The organism is Acinetobacter sp. C26M, from assembly GCF_023702675.1.
Taxonomy (GTDB): Bacteria; Pseudomonadota; Gammaproteobacteria; order Pseudomonadales; family Moraxellaceae; genus Acinetobacter.
In genome coordinates, this window is the sequence record NZ_CP098478.1 from 1,936,798 (window position 1) to 1,958,037 (window position 21,240).

The 21,240-nt window shown below is 40.2% G+C and carries 20 protein-coding genes; 13 read left to right on the plus strand and 7 right to left on the minus strand.

Going from position 1 to position 21,240, the window contains the following annotated elements:
• Positions 1–111: 111 nt before the first annotated feature.
• Together NDN11_RS08830 and NDN11_RS08835 are read right to left on the minus strand one after the other, a co-directional pair.
• On the minus strand, positions 112–1,356 hold the full coding sequence (locus tag NDN11_RS08830; RefSeq protein ID WP_251111434.1) for a saccharopine dehydrogenase family protein: 1,245 nt from the start codon (positions 1,354–1,356) through the stop codon (positions 112–114).
• Positions 1,357–1,391: 35 nt separating this feature from the next.
• Positions 1,392–2,288 carry an acetoacetate decarboxylase gene (locus NDN11_RS08835; protein WP_251111435.1) on the minus strand — a complete coding sequence of 299 codons (897 nt, stop codon included), beginning with the start codon at positions 2,286–2,288 and terminating at the stop codon, positions 1,392–1,394.
• 428 nt (positions 2,289–2,716) lie between these two features.
• Between NDN11_RS08835 and NDN11_RS08840 the strand changes: the two genes are divergently transcribed.
• Both NDN11_RS08840 and NDN11_RS08845 read left to right on the plus strand, forming a co-directional pair.
• Positions 2,717–3,547: an alpha/beta fold hydrolase gene (locus NDN11_RS08840; protein WP_251111436.1), complete on the plus strand. Its 831-nt coding sequence runs from the start codon at positions 2,717–2,719 to the stop codon at positions 3,545–3,547.
• 206 nt (positions 3,548–3,753) lie between these two features.
• The gene (locus NDN11_RS08845) at positions 3,754–4,992 is read left to right on the plus strand and encodes an NADH:flavin oxidoreductase/NADH oxidase family protein (protein ID WP_251111437.1); all 1,239 of its coding nucleotides are present in this window, start codon (positions 3,754–3,756) and stop codon (positions 4,990–4,992) included.
• A gap of 175 nt (positions 4,993–5,167) precedes the next feature.
• Here NDN11_RS08845 and NDN11_RS08850 read toward each other — a convergent pair whose 3' ends face one another.
• The 3 genes from NDN11_RS08850 to NDN11_RS08860 form a co-directional block, all read right to left on the minus strand.
• Positions 5,168–6,196, minus strand: a complete 1,029-nt coding sequence (locus tag NDN11_RS08850) for an acetoacetate decarboxylase family protein (protein ID WP_251111438.1) — start codon at positions 6,194–6,196, stop codon at positions 5,168–5,170.
• Between the two features lie 196 nt (positions 6,197–6,392).
• Positions 6,393–7,199 (minus strand): type 1 glutamine amidotransferase domain-containing protein, encoded by an 807-nt coding sequence (locus NDN11_RS08855; protein WP_251111439.1) that lies wholly within the window; start codon positions 7,197–7,199, stop codon positions 6,393–6,395.
• Positions 7,200–7,326: 127 nt separating this feature from the next.
• Entirely contained in the window at positions 7,327–7,740 is a 414-nt protein-coding gene (locus NDN11_RS08860; protein WP_251111440.1) for a MerR family transcriptional regulator, read from the minus strand.
• Between the two features lie 89 nt (positions 7,741–7,829).
• Between NDN11_RS08860 and NDN11_RS08865 the strand changes: the two genes are divergently transcribed.
• A complete protein-coding gene (locus NDN11_RS08865) occupies positions 7,830–8,522 on the plus strand; it encodes a type 1 glutamine amidotransferase domain-containing protein (RefSeq protein ID WP_251111441.1) in 693 nt (230 codons plus the stop codon).
• Positions 8,523–8,616: 94 nt separating this feature from the next.
• Here the strand turns inward: NDN11_RS08865 and NDN11_RS08870 are convergent, their stop codons facing one another.
• Positions 8,617–9,330 (minus strand): FMN-dependent NADH-azoreductase, encoded by a 714-nt coding sequence (locus NDN11_RS08870; RefSeq protein WP_251111442.1) that lies wholly within the window; start codon positions 9,328–9,330, stop codon positions 8,617–8,619.
• A 128-nt stretch (positions 9,331–9,458) separates the two neighbouring features.
• Between NDN11_RS08870 and NDN11_RS08875 the strand changes: the two genes are divergently transcribed.
• The 10 genes from NDN11_RS08875 to NDN11_RS08920 all read left to right on the plus strand — a co-directional run bounded on the left by NDN11_RS08875 (position 9,459) and on the right by NDN11_RS08920 (position 20,716).
• Positions 9,459–10,316, plus strand: coding sequence for a LysR family transcriptional regulator (locus tag NDN11_RS08875; RefSeq protein ID WP_251111443.1), 858 nt, complete (start codon positions 9,459–9,461; stop codon positions 10,314–10,316).
• A 150-nt stretch (positions 10,317–10,466) separates the two neighbouring features.
• Positions 10,467–10,988 carry a sigma-70 family RNA polymerase sigma factor gene (locus tag NDN11_RS08880; protein WP_167247124.1) on the plus strand — a complete coding sequence of 174 codons (522 nt, stop codon included), beginning with the start codon at positions 10,467–10,469 and terminating at the stop codon, positions 10,986–10,988.
• On the plus strand, positions 10,988–11,998 hold the full coding sequence (locus tag NDN11_RS08885; RefSeq protein ID WP_251111444.1) for a FecR family protein: 1,011 nt from the start codon (positions 10,988–10,990) through the stop codon (positions 11,996–11,998). The genes NDN11_RS08880 and NDN11_RS08885 overlap by 1 nt, the downstream gene beginning before the upstream one ends.
• 167 nt (positions 11,999–12,165) lie before the next feature.
• Entirely contained in the window at positions 12,166–15,354 is a 3,189-nt protein-coding gene (hphR, locus tag NDN11_RS08890) for a hemophilin receptor HphR (RefSeq protein ID WP_285292136.1), read from the plus strand.
• Between the two features lie 187 nt (positions 15,355–15,541).
• Positions 15,542–16,333 (plus strand): Slam-dependent surface lipoprotein, encoded by a 792-nt coding sequence (locus NDN11_RS08895; RefSeq protein WP_167247128.1) that lies wholly within the window; start codon positions 15,542–15,544, stop codon positions 16,331–16,333.
• Positions 16,334–16,415: 82 nt separating this feature from the next.
• A complete protein-coding gene (gene hsmA, locus NDN11_RS08900) occupies positions 16,416–17,906 on the plus strand; it encodes a hemophilin secretion modulator (RefSeq protein ID WP_502801359.1) in 1,491 nt (496 codons plus the stop codon).
• A 9-nt stretch (positions 17,907–17,915) separates the two neighbouring features.
• Complete coding sequence (locus NDN11_RS08905) at positions 17,916–18,833, plus strand: energy transducer TonB (RefSeq protein WP_251111445.1); 918 nt, start codon at positions 17,916–17,918, stop codon at positions 18,831–18,833.
• A 32-nt stretch (positions 18,834–18,865) separates the two neighbouring features.
• The gene (locus tag NDN11_RS08910; RefSeq protein ID WP_251111446.1) at positions 18,866–19,465 is read left to right on the plus strand and encodes a biliverdin-producing heme oxygenase; all 600 of its coding nucleotides are present in this window, start codon (positions 18,866–18,868) and stop codon (positions 19,463–19,465) included.
• A gap of 25 nt (positions 19,466–19,490) precedes the next feature.
• The gene (locus NDN11_RS08915) at positions 19,491–19,937 is read left to right on the plus strand and encodes a YbaN family protein (protein ID WP_251111447.1); all 447 of its coding nucleotides are present in this window, start codon (positions 19,491–19,493) and stop codon (positions 19,935–19,937) included.
• A 104-nt stretch (positions 19,938–20,041) separates the two neighbouring features.
• Positions 20,042–20,716, plus strand: coding sequence for a YjjG family noncanonical pyrimidine nucleotidase (locus NDN11_RS08920; protein ID WP_251111448.1), 675 nt, complete (start codon positions 20,042–20,044; stop codon positions 20,714–20,716).
• Here the strand turns inward: NDN11_RS08920 and NDN11_RS08925 are convergent.
• Positions 20,711–21,145, minus strand: a complete 435-nt coding sequence (locus NDN11_RS08925) for a hypothetical protein (RefSeq protein ID WP_251111449.1) — start codon at positions 21,143–21,145, stop codon at positions 20,711–20,713. The genes NDN11_RS08920 and NDN11_RS08925 overlap by 6 nt on opposite strands.
• Positions 21,146–21,240 lie beyond the last annotated feature (95 nt).

Sequence of the window (21,240 nt, forward strand, 5' to 3'; positions counted from 1 at the left end):
AGATCAGGCCTTAATTTCTAAGGCCTGATATGTTTTATTACGCTGTTTTTTAAATGAGTATTCACTTACTGATATATTTACTCTCAGTAAGAGGAGTTAAAAAAGAAGATTTTAAACCTGCTCAAAAGTAAGCCCTGCATGCTTTGTTAAACGCTGAATAAATCGATCATCAAACATGGTGGCAGGGGTCCAAAAGCCACCTTGAGGAGTCGATTTTTCGCCATCTTTGGCATGGTCAATGGCAAGACTCAGTGCTGCTTGCCCCAACATCTTGCCTGTAGAGCCATAACCAGGATCACGATCGCCAGTCACTTTGATTTTTAGGCTTTGTCCTGCATCAGTTTTACCCACAAAACGTAAGTCAAATCGACCTGCTATTTGCTGCTCTGGAGTAGGGCCTTCTCCTGGCTTTGGTAATAGATAACGCTCCATGACTTGGCTAATTGGTTTACTGACTGCAGCGAGCATAAATGCACCTAGACCAGAGACGACAGCCAATGCTTTTAAACGTCCTTTTAGCCCTTCGCCAGTCAAAATTGCTTCGTTATAGCGAAAGTTATTGCCATAGGCATTACCCGATAAGGCATTAGAACGCTGTACCACTCGCTCATTTACAGCAGCCATGACGAAAGGGGCAATCCACGCATTAAAATCAGGGTCGAATTTGGCGCTTTTGATATAAATCTGTCTTTGGGTATTGCCATGATCAGCAGGACAGAGAATGTAGGGATTAAGCAGATCTTTACGCAATGCAGGATCAGCTGCAGCTTCTTGAATCACATTGATCAAACTAGCGACTGTACCACCAGATGCACCACCTTTTAAGGTTTTAACCCGCATGGTGACTTGCGTAGCAGGTGCAGAAAACTGTTGCTGTGCTTGCTGTTGCAGATAATAAACTCCCATATCGGATGGGACTGAATCAAAACCACAGCAATGCACAATACGCGCACCTGATTGCTGTGCTTGCGCTTGATACTGGGTGATCATTTGTTTAATCCACTGGGTTTCTCCAGTCAGATCACAATAATCGGTGCCATTTTTTACACAGGCTTGAATTAGCGGTTCGCCATATAGGGCATAAGGACCAACTGTCGAAACCACTACACGTGTTTGTGCACAAAGAGCGTCTAGCTCTACTTGATTATTGGCATCGGCAACCAAGATCGGGACAGCTTGTCCAATAGGACCAAGCCCATCTTTAACTTGTTGTAATTTTTGCTGTGAACGTCCAGCAATTGCCCAACGCAGTTGTTCTTTTTGAGTAGAAAAGTATTCAGCCAGATATTGGGTCAGAATCTGCCCAACAAAGCTGGTTGCACCGAAGACCACAAGGTCATAATTTAATTTTGTCATTTCAGTTTTTTCCTTAACTGTTTATAGATTTAATTTTAAAGTGCTTTGGGTAAATGTAGTACGACTTGCGCGTCTTGAATTACATCTAAACGAAGAATCTTGGATGCTCCGAGTTCATCTAATAATTGGCTTAAAGGACCACCGTGACGAACTAATTTGGCTTTACTAGGTAAAAGCTTTTGTCCAAAAGATAAGAGATTAGATTGCACTAAAGTTTGCTGCCATTTGCCATCAACCTGATGTAGCATCGTTGCTTGACTCATACGTGATTCAGATTTCACCTGCTGTAAATGGGGTGTCGGAGCAATAAGGCTTAAATCGATTTTGCCTTTCATATCAGTTAGGCTCGCATTTACTTCAGCGGAGCCGATAGCGACATTAATTTCAGTGAGCCACTTCGGAAGTTGGTAACCATAAACACCACGAACACGCGCAATTTCTGTATCCACAGGGAGTGCCAACACATGTGCATAAAAATGACGTTGACGAATCGAGTTGATGAGCTCTAAAGCATGAGGACCATATGCATTAGGCTTACGCACTACAATTGCAACAGAGACTTCATTATATGGATCGTTATCACAAACAGCGTAAGTGAAGAAAGTAAGCGCGACTAGCCCATAGCCAGGGAAGACCTGTAACGGTTCTAAAGAAGCGGGTAATTTTTTCTTGAGTTGTTTAAGTGGTGCTAACATCAACAGTTGCACATTGCCACTACGATAATAAAAATTGGGTGCCCAAACAGGACCAACTCTTGATTCAACCAATTTTTTAGGGATTTTACGGAAGAAATCAATATTGCCTACAGCGGGATCTTGCGCGACTTGATCTAAATCAGGATTCATCCTAAAACGATCGTAATAGCCATCTTTGGGAACATTGATCTTTTGTTGTCCAAATTCAACTTCAGTAAACTGCTTATTGCTTTGCATATTCGTAAACCTTTGATTGACCCAATCATTCAAAATGCTTGTCTGGGAAAAGAGCATTTCTCACGTTTAAGATCACTATAAGATTAAAGCCAACTTTAATGTCAAGCAGCAAAATTTCATATTTGAAAAGCGCAGCGCTCATTCGTTTAAACAATGTAAAGAAAACAGCGCCTGAAAATAGATAAATCTGTGAAAAACTGAAATGATCTCAATGATTAAGCCTATTAATCATGCGTTTATTTTTAAATCATTAAATTACATTTTTATTATCAGAATAGGACTAAAAGCCTTGACCCTAAAGCGAACTTTAACCTTAGTATAGAATCACTATCCATTTGGATAGTACTTCAAAATATGTAATTGCAACCTGATTAATTAGAACATAGATCATGAATCGACAGTGTAAATCTTACACAGGAGAAGCAAAGATGGCATTCGTTACGACAAAAGATGGTGTAGATATTTTTTATAAAGATTGGGGACCTCGAGATGCGCAGGTCTTGTTTTTTCATCATGGATGGCCACTCAGCTTAGATGATTGGGACGCACAATTATTATTCTTTTTAAACGAAGGTTTCCGTGTAGTTGCTCACGATCGTCGCGGGCATGGCCGTTCCAGTCAGGTGTGGGATGGGCACGATATGGATCATTATGCGGATGATGTTGCAGCTGTGGTACAGCATCTTGGTATTAAGAATGCGATTCATATTGGTCATTCAACAGGTGGTGGCGAAGTAGCTCATTATATTGCACGTCATGGCGAAGCAAATGTTGCTAAGGCTGTGCTGGTGAGTGCGGTTCCGCCAATCATGGTCAAAACAGCCAATAACCCTGATGGTTTACCAAAAGAAGTTTTTGATGACTTACAAAATCAATTGTTTAAAAACCGTTCGCAATTCTACTACGATGTGCCAGCAGGTCCTTTCTATGGTTTTAATCGTCCTGATGCAAAACCATCAGAGCCGGTGATCTGGAATTGGTGGCGTCAAGGCATGATGGGAGGGGCAAAGGCTCATTATGATGGAATTGTGGCTTTTTCTCAGACAGATTTTACCGAAGACCTGAAAAAGATTTCAGTCCCTGTGCTTGTCATGCATGGTGACGATGATCAGGTTGTGCCTTATGAAAATTCAGGGGCACTGTCGGCTAAACTGGTACAAAATGGAACTTTAAAAACCTATAAAGGTTTTTCTCATGGGATGCTGACTGTGAATGCAGATGTCATTAATCCAGACCTATTGGCATTTATTCGCTCATAAGCTGTATTAATTGCATTAAAAATACATTTTAAGAATAGAGGCAGTTTGCCTCTATTTTTTTATTTTCAATTTTTCTAAGAATGTCACGATTGCAAACCTATGATGCTCTTTGCTTTTTAAAAAAATATATAAAGGCTGATAAAACCTATTGACATTAAAGTTTACTTTAATCTTAAAGTAAACACATACTCAATGAGGTTCTAAAAATGAAAGTATTTGAAAAATTAGTTTTTCCGAATGGTTCACAGATCCCAAACCGTATTGCAAAAGCTGCAATGGAAGAAAACATGGCCGATTTAAACCATGCGCCATCTGAAGAACTGATTCGCTTATACCAAGCATGGGCAGATGGTGGTGTGGGTTTGATTATCACAGGCAATGTGATGGTGGATCGTCGTGCCATGACTGGACCGGGTGGTGTCGTACTGGAGGATGAAAAATATTTGGATATCTTCAAACGCTGGGCGCAAATCGGTCGCTCCAAGGGTGCGCAAGTGTGGTTGCAAATTAATCACCCAGGCCGCCAAATGCAATCTAATTTAGGTCAGGACACTTGGGCACCTTCAGCGGTTGCTTTAGATTTGGGAAAAATGTCAGATCGTTTTAATACACCGATTGAAATGAACCAAGACATGATTAATGAAGTGATCCAGCGTTTTGCCAACACTGCACGTCTAGGAGAAAAAGCAGGCTTTACGGGTGTTGAAATTCATGCGGCGCATGGGTATTTACTCAGTCAGTTCCTTTCGCCACTCAGTAATAAGCGACAAGATCAATGGGGTGGTTCTTTGGAAAATCGCGCACGTATTCTAATTGAGATTGTTAAAGCTGTGCGCGCAGTCGTCTCAGAGACATTTACAGTAGCGGTTAAACTGAATTCGGCTGACTTCCAACGTGGCGGTTTTAGTGCCGAAGATGCGCAACAAGTGGTCTTGATGCTCAATGAACTGGCTGTTGATTTGGTTGAGTTATCTGGTGGTAGCTATGAAGCACCGGCAATGCAAGGTCAGGCACGCGATGGACGTACTTTGGCACGAGAAGCTTATTTCTTAGAATTTGCTCAAGAGATTGGTAAAGTCGCGAACATGCCTGTGATGGTGACGGGTGGTATTCGTCGTAAACAAGTCGCTGAACAGGTCATTGAAAGTGGTGTCGATATGGTGGGGATTGCCACAGCTTTAGCAATCGATCCAAATCTTCCACATGAGTGGAAGCGAGGGCAAAATACTGCACCTGAGTTGAAAGTCATTACTTGGGAAAATAAAACTTTAGCGTCACTCGCCAATATGGCCACAGTAAAATTCCAGTTACGTAAACTCAGTCTTGGTAAATCAACCAATCCAAAAGTTTCTCCGCTTTGGGCGTTGATTTTACAACAATCAGCAATGGCATGTCGGACTCGCCAATATAAAAAACGTATGCGTACATATTCATTTGCATCTTAAGAAGGGCTAAGCAGCTGCCAATACTCAGGTAATAGATTACTTGACCAACAGCCAATTACAGATTTTTCTGTAATTGGCTTTTTTATAGGTGCAAATCAATACAAGTCTTGGAAGGTTGAGATGATTTTAGGCAAGAAAAAACCGCTTTAATTAGAAAGCGGTTTTCTTTTATCAATTATTTATGGTCTTTTTTCTGATCCAGCGAAGGAAAGGGAACTGGCATATTGAGTGCCAATTGAGCATCTTTCACTACATCTAAGCGTAAGATCTTATTGGTACCTAGGTCATCCAGTAATTTACTCAGTGGACCGCTGCTGCGAACAAGTTGCACATTTTTAGGAAATAGCTTCTGTCCAAATGCAAGGGTATTCGATTCTACGGAAGTACTGTGCCATTTACCATCAACCAACTGATACATGGTTTTAGTTTCAATCCGTGATTGTGGCTTTACCGTTTTCATTTTAGGTAGAGGCGCAGTTAGGCTTAAATCAGGTTTGCCATCGGTATTAAAAATATGAGCCTGTAGGTCTTGGCTACCAATTTTCATATCAATCGGTGTTAACCATTTGGGTAATTGATATCCATAGACACCACGTACTCGGGCAATCTCGGTATCTACGGGTAATGCCAATACATACCCATAATATTTGTGGTTTCGCATAGAGCTAAGTAATTCAGTGCTATTAAAATAATGTGCGTTTGGTTGACGTACCACAATGGCGACAGAAACTTCATCGTAGGGATCAACATCTCCCACTGCATAAGAAAAGAAAGTCAATGAAACTAGACCATAGCCTGGGAATGGCTGTAAAGGTTCTAATGGAGCAGGGAGTTTGGCTTTTAATTTTGCAATAGGCGCTAGCATTAACACCTGAATATTGCTGGTCCGATAATAAAAATTAGGCGACCAGACTTTTCCCACACGGGTATCGACGAGCTTCTTAGGAATTGTACGGAAGTAATCAATATTGCCTGCTGCAGGGTCTTTGGCAACTTCGTCCAAATCAGGGTTCATGCGAAAGCGATCATAATAACCACCTTTAGGCACAGCGACTTTATATGGTCCAAATTCAACGATTGTGGTCTGTGTATTACTGGCATTCATTTGAGATGCATCGGTTTCAGTAGCGTACGCTGTGGTCGCAAGGATCAAACTGATCGATATTGCAGAAACTGAACGACGTAAATGAAGTTTGTTGAACATGTTTATGTTCCTCCTATAGATCTAACTGAAATGTTAAGATTAAAGTTAGCTTGAAGGTCAAGCATTTTTGAATGATAACTTTCATTTGATGAATAGACGGAACAGGTCATTTGCAAGAGAGCTAAGATAAAGATAAATAAACACTTAGCTATAAAAAAACCAGATCTTAAAAATCTGGTTTTTTATAGGGGAAAGCTTAATTTAATGTATTTAAGCGCTTAACGACTGCTTCTGCAATTTCTTTACTGGATTGCGGATTTTGCCCAGTGATAATCCGATCATCAGCAATCACATAAGAAGTAAATGGAAGGAAGGCTCGTTTATATGTTGCTCCGCGTTGTACTAATCCATCTTGCAATGAGAACGGTACTTGAGACTTAATCCCCGACAAGGTTTCTTCAATATTGGCAAAGCCTGTAACAGTTCGACCTGCAATGAGTGCATTGCCTGTTGGGGTTTGAAGCGGCAATAATCCACCTACACCGTGACATACTGCAGATACGACACCGCCTTGCTGATATATCTTTTCACTAATATTCTTTAAACCTTGGTTGTTGGGAAAATCCCACATGGTGCCATGCCCACCCGTGTAATAAATCGCTTTGTAGTGGGAGGGATCAATGGCATTGGGTGCGAGTGTATTATTAAGGCGCTGCATGAATTGAGGATCAGCCAAGTGTTTTCTTGCTGATTGATCAATATAAATCGGCTTAAGACTACGTTCATCTAGCGGTACAGCACCACCTTGTGGACTGACAAAATCCATTTCATAGCCTGCTGCTTCTGCAATGTCATAAAAATGGGTGAGTTCAGTCAGCCACAATCCTGTCGTATCTGATCGTGTTGGATAAGCTGAGTGGTTGGTCATCACCACCAAAATTTTGCCTTTTGGCTTAGCTTGTAGGTGTTGTTGAGCAGCTTCGGTTGCATAGACCATATTGCTGATGAATATGAGCATAAAAATGCCAATCAACCACTTTGCAAAGTTCCAAACTTTAAACATGACAGGTTCCTCATATAGTACCTGAGATAAATGCTATGTTTAAAGTAAGGTTTAAGGTCAAGTACTTTTGAGCATTTCTTAATGAATAGTCGTTGTGATGACGGCTTAAAAACTGATTGCTGGTGTATTAGACTTTGTCGTTGGTATAGTAAAGATTGAGCAAACGTTGCGCATTTTCCTCGCAGGTAATTTCATCTGGTTTGCTATTGATCGCCACAATCATCATGCTCAGGTTTTGTTTACTGACTGCAAGTTTTTGTTCTAGGTCTTCAATATCTTTGATTTTGCTTTCTAATAAGCCAATAAGAATATCATGATTCCATGAAGAGACATTCGACGGTAGAAACGCTTTAATTTCTGTCAGAGAAAAACCAACTTGCTGTGCTTGTTGGATCAGGAAAAGCTGTTTGAGATCATTTTCACTATATTCCCGATAGCCATTTGATTTGCGTTTAGCCTTTGGTAACAGCTTGATTTGCTCATAATAACGAATCGTTGGGGTGCTTAAACCACTTTGTTTAGATAATTCACTGATATTCATTACTGATTTTCTCTTGACATTAAAGCAAACTTTAAGCTTATAGTGATGCAAAAGCAAGATTAAAAATAAATCAAAAGTAGAGGTAAAAGATGTTAAAACGTATTCTCCATGTGGTAACCAACGTCTCTAAATATGAGGGTATCGATCGTCCAACTGGATTATGGTTAGGGGAACTGACGCATGCCTATGATGAGTTTGAAAAGCAGAATTATATTCAAGATATTGTCAGCCCCAACGGTGGGTTTTCACCGATAGAACCTAAATCATTAGAGCGTTTGGTTGCCGATGCCTCTGTCCTCAAACGCAAAAATGATCCTACTTTTATGCAGTTACTGGAAACTACAAAAAAGCCATCTGAGATTAATTGGCAAGATTATGATGCGATTTATTACACAGGTGGGCATGGGGTCATGTGGGACTTCCTAGACAATGCTGAATTGCAAGACATCACCAAAAATATTTATGAACATGATGGTGTAGTGGCTAGTGTATGTCATGGCTATTGTGGGTTGCTGAATGTTCAGTTATCAAATGGACAATATTTGATTCGTGGGAAAAAGCTTACAGGATTTGCATGGTGTGAAGAAGTATTGGCTGGTGTAGCGAAAAAAGTTCCTTATAACGCTGAAGAGCTGGCAAAAGAGCGTGGTGCGTTTTATGAGAGAAAATTTATTCCCTTTTTACCCAATGTGGTGCGTGATGGGAATCTAATCACAGGTCAGAATCCATTTTCGGCACGTATCACTGCATCTGCGATGATAGATGCCTTAGAAGCTAAATAAAGAATTGTTTAGCTGTAGAAAAGTCCAAAAGCTAGATAAAGCGATCCGTGAATCACTTTATCTATTAACTTAGTACAACGAACTTGTAATAATTTTAAATGAGATACGACTCATATTCTGGATGCATCTCCGTGTTTTGTTGCTGAGCGAATACTAATTTTGTTGCAAGTGTTTCTGCTCGATCCAATGCATTTTCAAGCGAGTTTAGATGACGAGTATCTGCAAACTCCTGATATTCAGATGCAATCTCATATATATGCTCAACCCCTAAATATTTGCTTAAAGTCCGCAGATGAGGCACAAGATGGCTTTGATTGGATCGAATACCATCAGCCGCAAAACCAAATTCACCACTTGATGTGATGATCACCAAGCTTTTACCAGAAAGTAAAGGTTTGAGTGGAAAATCTCCACGTGCAAGGTCAAAGTCAAAAGTTTTATTGATACGGATAATTTGATCAAACCATGCTTTTAACTGTGCAGGCATACCATAGTTATACATCGGTGAAGAAATCACAATAACATCGGCTGCTGAAACTTCGGCAATCAATTGGTCAGATAAAGCTAAGATTCCCTTTTGCTCAGCTGTTCTTTTTTCTTCAGGAGTAAACACAGCACCAATCCAGTCTTGATTAATAAAAGCGGGTGGATTCATGCCTACATCACGACAAATATATTCATCTATCGCATGTTGCTGTTGTAATGTATCAATAAAGCGCTTCGCGATATTTTTGGAAATAGAATTATGACTTGGGTTTGGATTGAAAGCTGCTCGAACACTGGCATCTATATGTAATAGGGTGGTCATGATGAATTACTCTAGATTTTAAAAGATAAACCCATCTTAAGAGGTCGTTGCAGGCTGGACAAACCAGTAAATTACAGCTATGAGTGATTTAAATTCATCTATAAGAATAGTTTATGGAGCATTTGAAAATGCAAGTTTCTTTACAAGCATTGAAGGCATTTGAATCTGCTGCGCGTTTAGGTAGCTTTAAATTGGCCGCTGAAGAGTTATCTCTTACACCTACGGCAATTTCTCATCACGTTAGTAATCTAGAAAGTCGTTTTAATGTGGATTTGTTTTATCGACAGGTTCGAAAAATCAGTTTAACCGAAACAGGTGAGAAATTAGCGATCGCAATCTCTAAGGGATTTCGGACTATTGAAGATGCTGTGGAGGAGGTGAGTACAGCCAGTCGAGTGATTAAGATCACCACAACGTCGTCCTTGGCAGCAATGATTTTGATTCCTGCCTTGCAGGCTTTTTCACAACTCCATCCAGAGATCGAGCTTGAGATCTCTACAGGCGAAAGTTTGGAAACTCATCTGTATGCACTACCAATACGCTATGGGGCTGTTGCATCCGTTTCCTCTACAGACATTATTAAACATGAGTCATTTAATGTATTTGCAGCCGTAGGGCCATATAGAAAGAATTGGGATGAACAGCCGATTACACTGTTTAGCACTGAATGGAAAAATAAAACGTTGCCTAAACAGCCATTGCAAACATGGCTTGAAAAAAATGCTTTAGAGGAAAAAAATATAACTGTGCAATACTTTGACCAAGAAATTTTTGGTATCCAAGAGGCACTTGCAAATGATGCATTGGTATTTTGTTCAACCACGTTAGTGAGTCGATTAATCCATTCAAAAGTGTTGCTGAGACTGCCAACGCAACCTGTGCAATCGGAATTGTGTTATTACATTCCTGATAAAGAACAACTAAAGCGTAGAAATAGGCATATGAATGAACTGATTTTGTGGGTAGAAGCACTGTTAAATCAATAAATTATTACTTATTAATGCATGCTTAAGCTACGGAATATCCGACCTGTGCTTATAAAAATAACAGTCAACTAAAGTTTATGCGATTCTTTCTTGATTTTATAAATGATAATAATTATCATTTAAGCACACTTTGTTTTGAGTCAAATGATTGTGAACAAAACCCCTATGCTTGTAGATCAGTTATACAGAAACCATAGAGGCTGGCTTCATCAATGGTTGAGACAAAAAATAGGCAACACTGAGCAAGCCGCAGATCTGGTGCAAGACACCTTTATAAAATTACTACAAACACGTGATGAGCTGCTGGGCATTAAAGAACCTCGCGCTTATCTTACGTCTATAGCAAAAAATTTACTCATCGACCAAGTCCGTCGCAAACGCATTGAACAGGCTTATTTAGATGGCTTGAGCCAGATGGAATACATGCTGGATGCGATTGCTTCACCAGAAGACCAAATGCAGATTATTCAAGCACTGGACCAGCTTTGCAAGGCATTGGAAGATGTCTCTGCTAAAGCACAGCAAGCATTTATCTTGCATTACCTTGAAGGTTATACCCATAAAGAAACAGCAGAGCAATTGGGTGTTTCAACTAAAATGATCCAGAAATATCTTGCAAGCTGTCTGACGCGTTGCTATATGAATCGGTTTGAAATGGACATTCATCTTTAATGGCGATCGATAAACAAGAACATCATCAGCTGGTTGAAGAGGCTGCGTTATGGATTGTGCAGCTAAGCTCAGATGATGAATCGACCCGAAAAAATGCGCAATTGAAGTTTAATCAATGGAAGCAAAATAGCCAGCAACATCAAAAAATTGCAGCTGATATCGAGCAATGTATTCGCTCAATTCAAAAAGTGTCTCAAACCACACAGCATAAGAAAGTGGTTAAATCCGCACTCAAAGCCGGGTTCGGATCGGCAAAGGCGTATAAGCATATTCGTGCGGGGAGTGCATTTGCGATTGCATTCGTTATCATCAGTGGCAGTGTTTTTTATCTTTCAGATACCTCTATTGCTTATTTACAGGCAGATATTCAAGGTGATTCAGCGCAATGGACAACACAAACATTACAAGATGGTTCGCGCTTAATTCTGCGAGGTAAGAGTGCAGTTAATATTGATTTCCAAGCAAAGCAAAGAGTGGTGGAATTGGTCCAAGGGCAGATCTATGTTGATGTTGCCAAAGATCCAAATCGCCCATTTTTAGTCAAAACCAAACATGGACAGATTCAAGCGCTTGGAACGGCATTTAGCGTAGCTTTTACACCATCAGCAACAGAGCTAAAAATGTTGCATTCGCGAGTTCGTGTACAGGCAGCGGCGAATGGTTATTCGGCTCAACAAGTGATTGTGAGCGCTGGTCAGACTGTGAGTATGAATCGGAATGGGGTACAGCCAATTTCAGCACTCAATATTTATAATGAACAACAAAAATGGAATAAACATCAATTGATGGTAGAGGATTTACCGCTCGATCAGGTATTAAATGAATTAGATCAAAATTATAAAGGTAAAATTTTGTTTAATGCTGAAGCAATGCACGATATCCAAGTAAATGCTGTGTTGCCCTTAGATCAAACTCAAGATGCACTTAAATTATTAGCAACGGTATTTCCAAACTTGTCGGTATATCAAATTACACCATATCTCATTGTTATTTCACTAAAAAAACAATAAGGCTATTCATAGTTAAATGAGCGTATATTAAAAATTTTTTAATTTTTTAAAATTTAGGTTCCACTTTTTTCAAAGCTTTTCGTCATAGTAAGTAGAAGCAATAAATTTGGATCATTTTATTTAGATATATTGAATGATTCTTATTTCTATTTACTGGGGCAAGGAAAATGAAGAAAGTTGTAGAAGGTAAATTGCGAAATCGGAACTTATTTCGATTCTCAACACTCGCATTCGCTGTACATACAGCGTGTGTTGCTAGCTTGGCTTTACCTATGCAACATGCTTATGCAGAAACGGTTGCAGCAAAATCTTATAATATTCCTGCAGGAACATTGGCAAATGTATTGAACCAATTTGCTGAGCAGTCGGGTACTTCGATTGTTATTGATGCACAACAATTAAAAGAGCAATACAGTGCAGGATTAAAAGGTAATTATGGATTAGAGCAAGGCTTCCAACATATTTTAGCGTCTTCGGCATTTTATGCTGTGAAAGTGGGGCAAGGTTATACGCTAGCGAAAAAGACCAGTAAGAATAATACCAATCTGGCCCCAATTGCCCCAGTGTCGGCAATCAAGCAAACAGCAGCAGTTGAAACTCAGGGCGATGAGGTTTCTGTTCGATTAACCCCACTTGTTGTCTATGGTCAAGAAGATCGTGATACTCAAGGCAGCAACAGAGTTTATGATGCCAATCGATCTTCAGTCTATGCAGGAAAAGATTATATTGAGCGCTTTAAAGGCACCAATCCTGCTGATGTCTTTCAAGGTATGGTTGGCGTTTATAGTGGCGATGCTCGAAACAGTGGGGCATTGGATCCAAGTGTTCGTGGCGTGCAGGGTGTTGGTCGAGTACCTTTGACCATTGATGGAACTGAACAGTCGATTGCAGTATGGCGTGGCTATAATGGCGTGAATAACCGAAATTATATCGATCCCAATCTGATTGCGGGCATTGAAGTCATTAAAGGTCCATCGTTGGAGCGAAATACCACAACCTCAGTTGGTGGTGGTGTGGTGGTCAAGACCTTAGAAGCGGATGATATCGTTCGCCCAGGTCAAACCTTTGGTGCAGAATTAAAAGTAGAAGGCTCAACCAACTCCATTGATCCTTCGCTACCAGACATGAGTAAGGTCGGCAAAAATTATAACGATACATCGCCGTGGATAGATATTGATGGTAAAAAATACGATCCCGATATTTATAAAAAGAACCGAACCAGACATGATAATTCTAACTTTTCAGGAGATGATCTAGCAGGGCGACTCGCTTTGGCAATGAAGAAGGATAAATTTGATTTATTGGCGGTTTATGCTGTTCGTGAACGTGGCAACTATTTTTCGGGTACACACGGTTCGGGCTATTATAAACGGGCAGAACCGAGCAATAGCCTCGATTTTATTCCTTATTTTGCGCATTCCTATAAACCTGGTGATGAAGTTCCAAATACCTCTAGTCAAATGGAGTCTTGGTTATTCAAAGCAAACTATCGACCCACTGATGAGCAAGCCCTAAAACTAACTTATCGAGACACCAAAAATAGATTTGGTGAGATCATGCCTTCACGGATTGAGTGGGGTTTAACACCTGAAATTGGTGTACCGCAGTGGCCTCTTAGTGATATTCGTTCTAAGGCCTATAGCTTGGAGTATAAGTTCAAACCCGAAACTAATCAGTGGGTCGATTTCTACGCCAATATTTGGCAGACCGATACAGAAAGCCAGACCTATACACGCGGTGGTTGGCCAACGACCATTGATTTTCGGGATAATCGCATTATCAATACGGCTATTAGCCATTCTGACAACCGACGTCAGGGCATTAATATCAGCAATAAAGCCTTATTAACTGACCAGCTCAATTTAACCTTGGGTGGAAGCTTTTTAAAAGAAAAACTAACTTCTGATGATATCTATGGTGAATATGGACCAATGTATAGCCTATTTCAGGCTTTACCGCGTGCAGGCCGACGTGAAGAAAAGACTTTTGATTTTAATTTCAACTATCGTCCTGTCTCGTGGCTAAGTTTTGATGCAGGTATGCGCTATCGCTCATATTGGGCTTTTGATGATTTCTTAAATAAATCCCTGAGAGACGGGGTCGATCCTGCATTAAATCCATTATTTACCAAGAAAAGTAAACTCAAAGAATATAGCTTTGAATATGTAACTATGCCTGAAAGTTACAATGCTCAGCAGAAGCGCATGTTGGATCGATTCTCACAACGCTATGCGGTCAAAAATCCAGACTGGGATGGTAAGTTAGAGAGTGTTCCTGCATCAGAAACACAGTTATATAACCTCATTTGGACACAGAAAAATACGCTCACTTGGAAAGCAGATGAAAATGGTCATTTGGCTTTGGCTGATAATGTATTAGATCGACTGAATGCCTTAGGGCAAAAATATGTGATTACTGGCAATGGTAATCTTAGCCCTGCAGTGATTGAACAGGTTCCAATTGAGTCCGCTCAGAAAGTACGAGACAGTGGTTGGGCGCCTCAACTCGGTGCATCCATTCATTTAACTGACAATAATCGGCTCTATGTGCGTTATGCAGAAGAGTATCGATTACCCAGCTTATTTGAAAGTACGGTCGGTTTCTCTGCGATGATGCCATATCAAGCGATTAAACCTGAACATGCTTTTAATTATGAAGTGGGTTATGTCTATGACATGCGTGATTGGTTAAGCTCAGCGCGAAATGCCGACATTAAACTGGCGTATTACTATAACAAAACCAAGAACGTGATTGAACGAAATCAAAATCTGATTTTCACCAACATGGATGAGCAAAAACTTTCTGGTTTAGAACTGCAAAGCCGTTTTGATAATGGTGCTTTCTTTAGCGATTTGAGTTTGGCTTATAACCTCAAAAATGAAGTCTGTGATACCAATAGTGCTATCGATAAAATGATTAACAGTGGCACAGTACAAACGGATCAGGGCATCCAATTCCGTGATGCTTATCAACGGTGTGTTGATGATGGTTTCCCCAATGGTTATCTGGTCACCATGTCGACACCTGAGCTAAGTGCACATGCCTTATTGGGTGCACGTTTTCTAGATGAAAGATTGGAACTCGGCGCACGAGCAACTTTCTACAAAGGCTATGAAAGCCCACTACGAAAAAATAACGATGCGGGTATCAATAAAGGCTATTACCTCAATGTACCGTTGGCTTGGGATGATACTTGGATTTTTGATGCCTATGCACGCTATCAAGTCGACACCTATAACACGGTTGAATTTGTCGGAAATAACCTTTCAAACCAATTCTACATTGATCCTCTCACGCGGAGTGCAATGGCTGCACCAGGCCGCACGCTGAAAGTTAGCTGGACCACTAAGTTTTAACACAGAATTTAATTTCCTCTTTTAAAAAGCGGGAATTAGATGGGCGTAAATAATGAATCTGAATGATTATTATTTACAAAATTAAGAGCAGTTATAGATCCCAGCTGCTCATACAACTAAAAAGATAGCGATGTCGTTATCTTCATTGAAACAATAACTTAGCTTTAGAAAAATGGAGTAACAATAAATGAAAATCTCTCAACTGTTCATCGGTCTTGTTGCATGTTCTGCTGTATTTGCTCATGCAGGTATTGAAGGTGCTTCAAGTAATGAAGCTAATATCAAAGTCGGTGCAGCAGCAAGTACTAGTCATCCGGGTGGTGCAGCTGCAGTTTCTGTGCAAGCGGCAGGTGCGCCATATAACGCTTTTACTGGCTTTAGCTCATTAAAAGGGCTCGCGCAGGCATTCTCTGCGCAAGGTACGAGTAATACTAATGTCACTATTGGCACCAAGACATTTAATATTTCTCATATCCCTGTATCAGCAATGCCACCTTCACACAGTGCTTTAGGCAATTTTAATTTTGGTCAAGTTGGCACACAGGAAGTTTATTTCGGTGAATGGTGGAAAGCAGGTGATACACCTGCAAGCGCAAGCCATACGGTTTATTACGCGGGTGACAATACCAACACCACAGTACCAACTGCAGGTACTGCGACATATACCGTTGCAGGGATTAATGGTTCAGCAACTAATCTGCTAAGTGGTAATTTCACTGCAAACTTTGGTGCAGGTACTTTGGAAGGTGCATTAACTGGAACAGGTACAACCGTTTCAAACGTAACACTTGATGGTGTGACGTTTAATCCAGGTTCAGCTGCATTTAGCGGATTTGCAATTGCAAATGGTACTGCAGGCTTAAATGACTCAGGTATTGTTCAAGGGCATTTCTTTGGTGCAAATGCTGCTGCTTTAGCGGGTATCGCGAAATTTGACAATGTTTCTTATAACACTGCATTTGGCGGCGCGAAGAACTAATTGTTTCAAAAGGAATCTACAACTGTAGATTCCTTTTTCTTGTTCAAGACTTGATGATTTTATTTTGTGCTTTATGGTTTTTATGAAAAGAACATTGCTGTGCTGTCTGATTCTATTGGCTGGTTCATCACTCTATGCAGATGATGATACTCAACTTCGTCTGAATCAAAGCTTAGATCAAAATTTATTACAACAGCAGCATCAACTACAACAACAAGGGGCAATTCGAAGCACCAATGAACTACCGAATATTGTGATTAATGGTCAAGTATTTGAAGTTGAAAAAAACCAAGATGATCTAGCAAAGGCCTTATATTTGGCGGTTATGCAAAAGCAATGGGGCAATGCTGCGGTTTATTTAAAATATTATCAGCAATATACAGACTATGATCAGGCTTTAACGGATTTTGCCGAAGGTGCGTTAGCACGCGCTCAGGGACAGCTCAAATTAGCAGAGCAAAAATTTCAAAGCAGTCTCAATAAACAACCGAATAATCTAATTTGTGAACTAGAGTTAGCGCGCGTGCTGTTTGAACAGCAGAAGAACAAAGAAGCAGCACGCCTTTTTACATCAATTCAGAGCAAGCTAGGACAAAGCGATCGTGCGGTGATACCACCAGAAGTAGAACAAACGGTTAATCTGTTCATCAAAGCACTGGATCAGCGGGATTCATGGCAAGGCAGTGTTGCAATCGGTCCATCCTATGCCACAAATCTGAATAGTTCTTCTGAACAAAGCAAAACATGGACCTTGTATGGCATTGATGACAAGGGCAATGCGACCCCCATTCAAGAAATTAGACGTGGCAGCCCAAAAGCAGCATCAGCAACGGGTATGGATTATGAAGCCAGTTTAATCAAACGCTTTTCTCTGTATGGCAACCATGGCGTTTCCTTACGTGGTTTAGCCTACGGGCAATCCTATGATGATCAGGCTGACTATAACGAATCGACCTTGAATATTAATGCAGGCTATAGTTTTTTCGATTTAAAAAATCAAATCAGTATTGCACCACTGTTTGAACATAAACGTTATGCCAATGATGGTTTATACAATGCATGGGGGGCACGTGCTGAATGGATGCGATTTATTGCTGCAGATAAAGCATTCAAGCTGGAAGCTGAAATCAAAGATCTAGATTATCAAAAATATAAAACACTAGATGGTAAAGAAAGCTCAGCGATGTTCACATTTTGGAAGATTCTACCTAAGCAGTGGACACTATTTAGTGGGTTAGATGTGCTTGATCATAACACGCAAGAAAAGTACATGGCGGCCTATCAACAGCAAGGCATCCGTTTAGGTCTAAGTAAGTCTTGGAATGTCGGGTTGAATACGACTTTATTGAGTTCATATCGCTGGCGGCAGTTTGATCGGTATGTTGAGACCTTTGATGCCCGTCGACATGATTTTGAACAAAATTATACATTTGTCGTTCAGATGCCTCGATTTAAATTTTATGGCATGACGCCTAATCTGACCTATCGCTATAACCGTAATAACAGTAATGTGGATTGGTTATATTCCTATGACAAACATAATGTCAGCTTAAAGCTTGAACATCGTTTTTAGGGGATAACGATGAAATCAAAGCTCCAGTATTCAGCTTATCGATTGAACACAAAGTTACCCTCTATTTTGGTTTTGGCACATTCCAATCTTAAGTCGATTATTGTATTGCTGGTCATTGTGCTGCATCTCGTTGGATTATGGTTTCTGAGTCATTTTATTGAGCCTTATACTTTAGCCGCTTCACCGAAAGTAAATGCCCTTAATGTACGCTTTGTATCATTAGCACCAGCAGAACACGTATCTCCCCAAACAACAGCTCAGAGTGCTATTACTCAGTCTCCTAAACAACAACCCTTACAAAAAGAATCTGAACTTCCTGCTTCACAGCAAAGTGCTGAGACCATAGAGCAAAAGATATTCATCAGTCAAAATGCAACGAATACCGTACAACAAAAACAACCGAGTCAAAAAGATCATTCCATCGCACCACAGCCAAAACAAACTGTTGCAGCTCAATCTGTAGAAAATATAGAACTCAAAAAACAGATACAAGCAGATCAACAATCAACGGTGGTTAATGAGAACCAGAAAGTACATAAAGAGCATTTTGGAGAAAACCAATCGCTCTCTGCTGGTGTAAAAGCACCCGCAGCACAACAGGAACTAAGCCGAGCACCTGAAAGCCAAGTAGATCGTGATGAACCAGTTCAAGTCAGTAGTGTTGATGTATTGAGCTTTGGCAAGCTTGCCTATGATGACCGGGAGCTTAAACAACAGAATCGCATGGTGGAGTTACGTTTACGTATCAATGAAAACGGACAGCCTATCGAGATTCAATTAAAACAAAGTTCAGGTGTTTCCAGCTTAGATGAACGCGTTTTAAACGCAGCTAGACAATCCAAATTTAAACCCTACAAAGTCAATGGTCGTGCAGTGACCGTTGTTGTGGACTTTCCCGTGCAACTTAAACTCAGTCGGAGCCGTTAACCGATGAGTCCTAATCTTTTTCTAGGAGAATCATGATGAATGCAGCAACAGAGCAAATGATTGCCAATAGCCTTTCTCAGCGTTTAAAGCAAGAAACAGCGGCAGAACATGAGCGCATGCACCAGCTGATGGCGCAAGCAGACGTATTTTCGAGCAAGGAGAAATATGGCCAATTTACCTTGTCCCAATATTATTTTCAGCAAGAAATTGAGCATCTTTTTGAACAAGAAGGAGTTGCAGGACTGATTCCTGATTTAGGGATTCGAGGTCGTTCTCAACAAGCTCTTGAGGATTTACAGGACTTGGGCATCCAACCCGCAGGTCAGGTATTACAAAGTGCCGAGGTTAGACTGCCCGAAGCACTTGGCTGGATCTATGTTTCTGAAGGTTCAACTTTAGGTGCGGCATTTCTGTTTAAACAAGCGCAAAAGCAGTTAGGTTTCTCTGAAACTTTTGCAGCTCGTAATCTAGCGGCATATCCAGAAGGCCGAGCAAAAGTGTGGAAACGCTTTGTTGAGGCACTTGATGAAGCTGCCTTTGACCAAGTACTGCAAGATCGTGTTGTACAAGGTGCCCTCGATGCATTTGACTATTTTGGTAAAGCATTAATCCAGATCGATGAGTTGAAATAAGCAAGTGGATTGAGCATCACTAGGTATGGAGAATATTGATCGCATGAATAATGATGTGAAAACAGATATTTTGTCACAACCGCCACAGCCAGCAAGTAAATTAGCACGCTCAGTGTGGTGGCGATTCTTATTTATCTGCCTCGCCTGGTTATGTATTGGACTCGGCATACTTGGAGTTTTTATTCCAGGTCTGCCGACTGTTGATTTTATTTTGCTGGCAGTATTCTTTGCAGCCAGAGGCTCTGAAAAGCTACATCAATGGTTTCTTAATCATCGCTTGATTGGACCGATCATTCAAGAGTGGCAAGAAAACCGACGTATTCCAAAGAAAGCAAAATATCTCTCTACTGTAAGTATGAGCATTGCAGCAGGTATTATGATTTGGACTACTCCACATCCGTGGGTCGTTTATCCTCTTGTGGCATGTATGGCAGCTGTATTGATCTGGATGTGGATGAGAGATAAAACTTGATAGAGCACGATAACGATTATTGAGCAGGTCTCAACGGCTTGCTCTTTTATCTATCGGTATAATAAAATTATTTCACTATTTGCTTCGGTTGTAAGATTGCTCAGATGTATAAGGCTATATTCTTTGATATTGACGATACTTTACTTGATTTTAGCGTAGCCAACCGCTCAGCATTTATTCAATCTTTTGCTGAATTTAATCTGGATCATGATGATTCAACTTATTCGACCTATAAAGCCATTAATCATCATTTATGGGAAAAGCAGAAGTTAGGTCAGATTACCGTACAAGATGTTATTAATAATCGATTTAAAGAATTATTTCAGGCATTGCAGCTTGAGCTTAATCATGATCATTTCCGTGATACCTTTCAGGGAAATTTAGCCAAAGAGCATACCCTTGAGGATGGGGCAACTGAAGCAATTCAATACCTGAGCCAAAAATATAAGCTGTTTGCTGCATCCAACAGCATTCTGAGTCAACAAAAAGCACGTTTAGGCTTAGCAGGCTTATTGCCACATTTCTCTGATTTATATATTTCAGACGATATTGGCTATGAAAAACCAGATCAGCGTTTTTTTGAAACCTGTTTGCATAGAAGCCAGATTGCGAAAGAAGAAGTCCTGTTCATTGGGGATAGCCTTGAAGCGGATATGAAAGGTGCTGCATCTTGTCAGATCTCGACCTGTTGGTATAACCCAAACAATTTACCCAATCAGTTGCAATTAAATATCACACACACCATTCAACATTTATCTGATTTAACTAAAATTTTATGAACAGGGCTTACTCTGTTTTTGATCTGATTTAGAATTAATTAAAATCAGCCAGTAACAGATCGCTGGAATAAGCGCGATAAACAAGGAAAAAATATCCGCATAGACTAGCCACAATTGCTTTGGGAGTTGGCCTGTATGAGCCCAAGCTAAAAGAATGAAAAAAGGTGCCGCAACGATGAATGAGCTTAAGCAGATTGTCAGAAAATTCAGATACTGATAGCGGTTTAAAACAAGCGAGAACAAGAATGAAAATGGAACGGTTAAAAGGCAATAAGCCAAATAAACCAAAAGATGCCCAACAATAACTGCAAATATTGAACCGAATTTAAACTGATTGTTCATGAGAATAAATAGCATAGCCATAAAGCAGAGTAAGGGAATTGGAGCCAATAATAGCGATTTAAAAATGATCTTTTTCTTATATTTCAAATGAGACTCCTCAAGTTATTTTAATTACGAATTGCATAATTTTAATACATATTGCGTAAATATAGCTGCTCTGCTAGTCTTTTTAGCGACTTTAA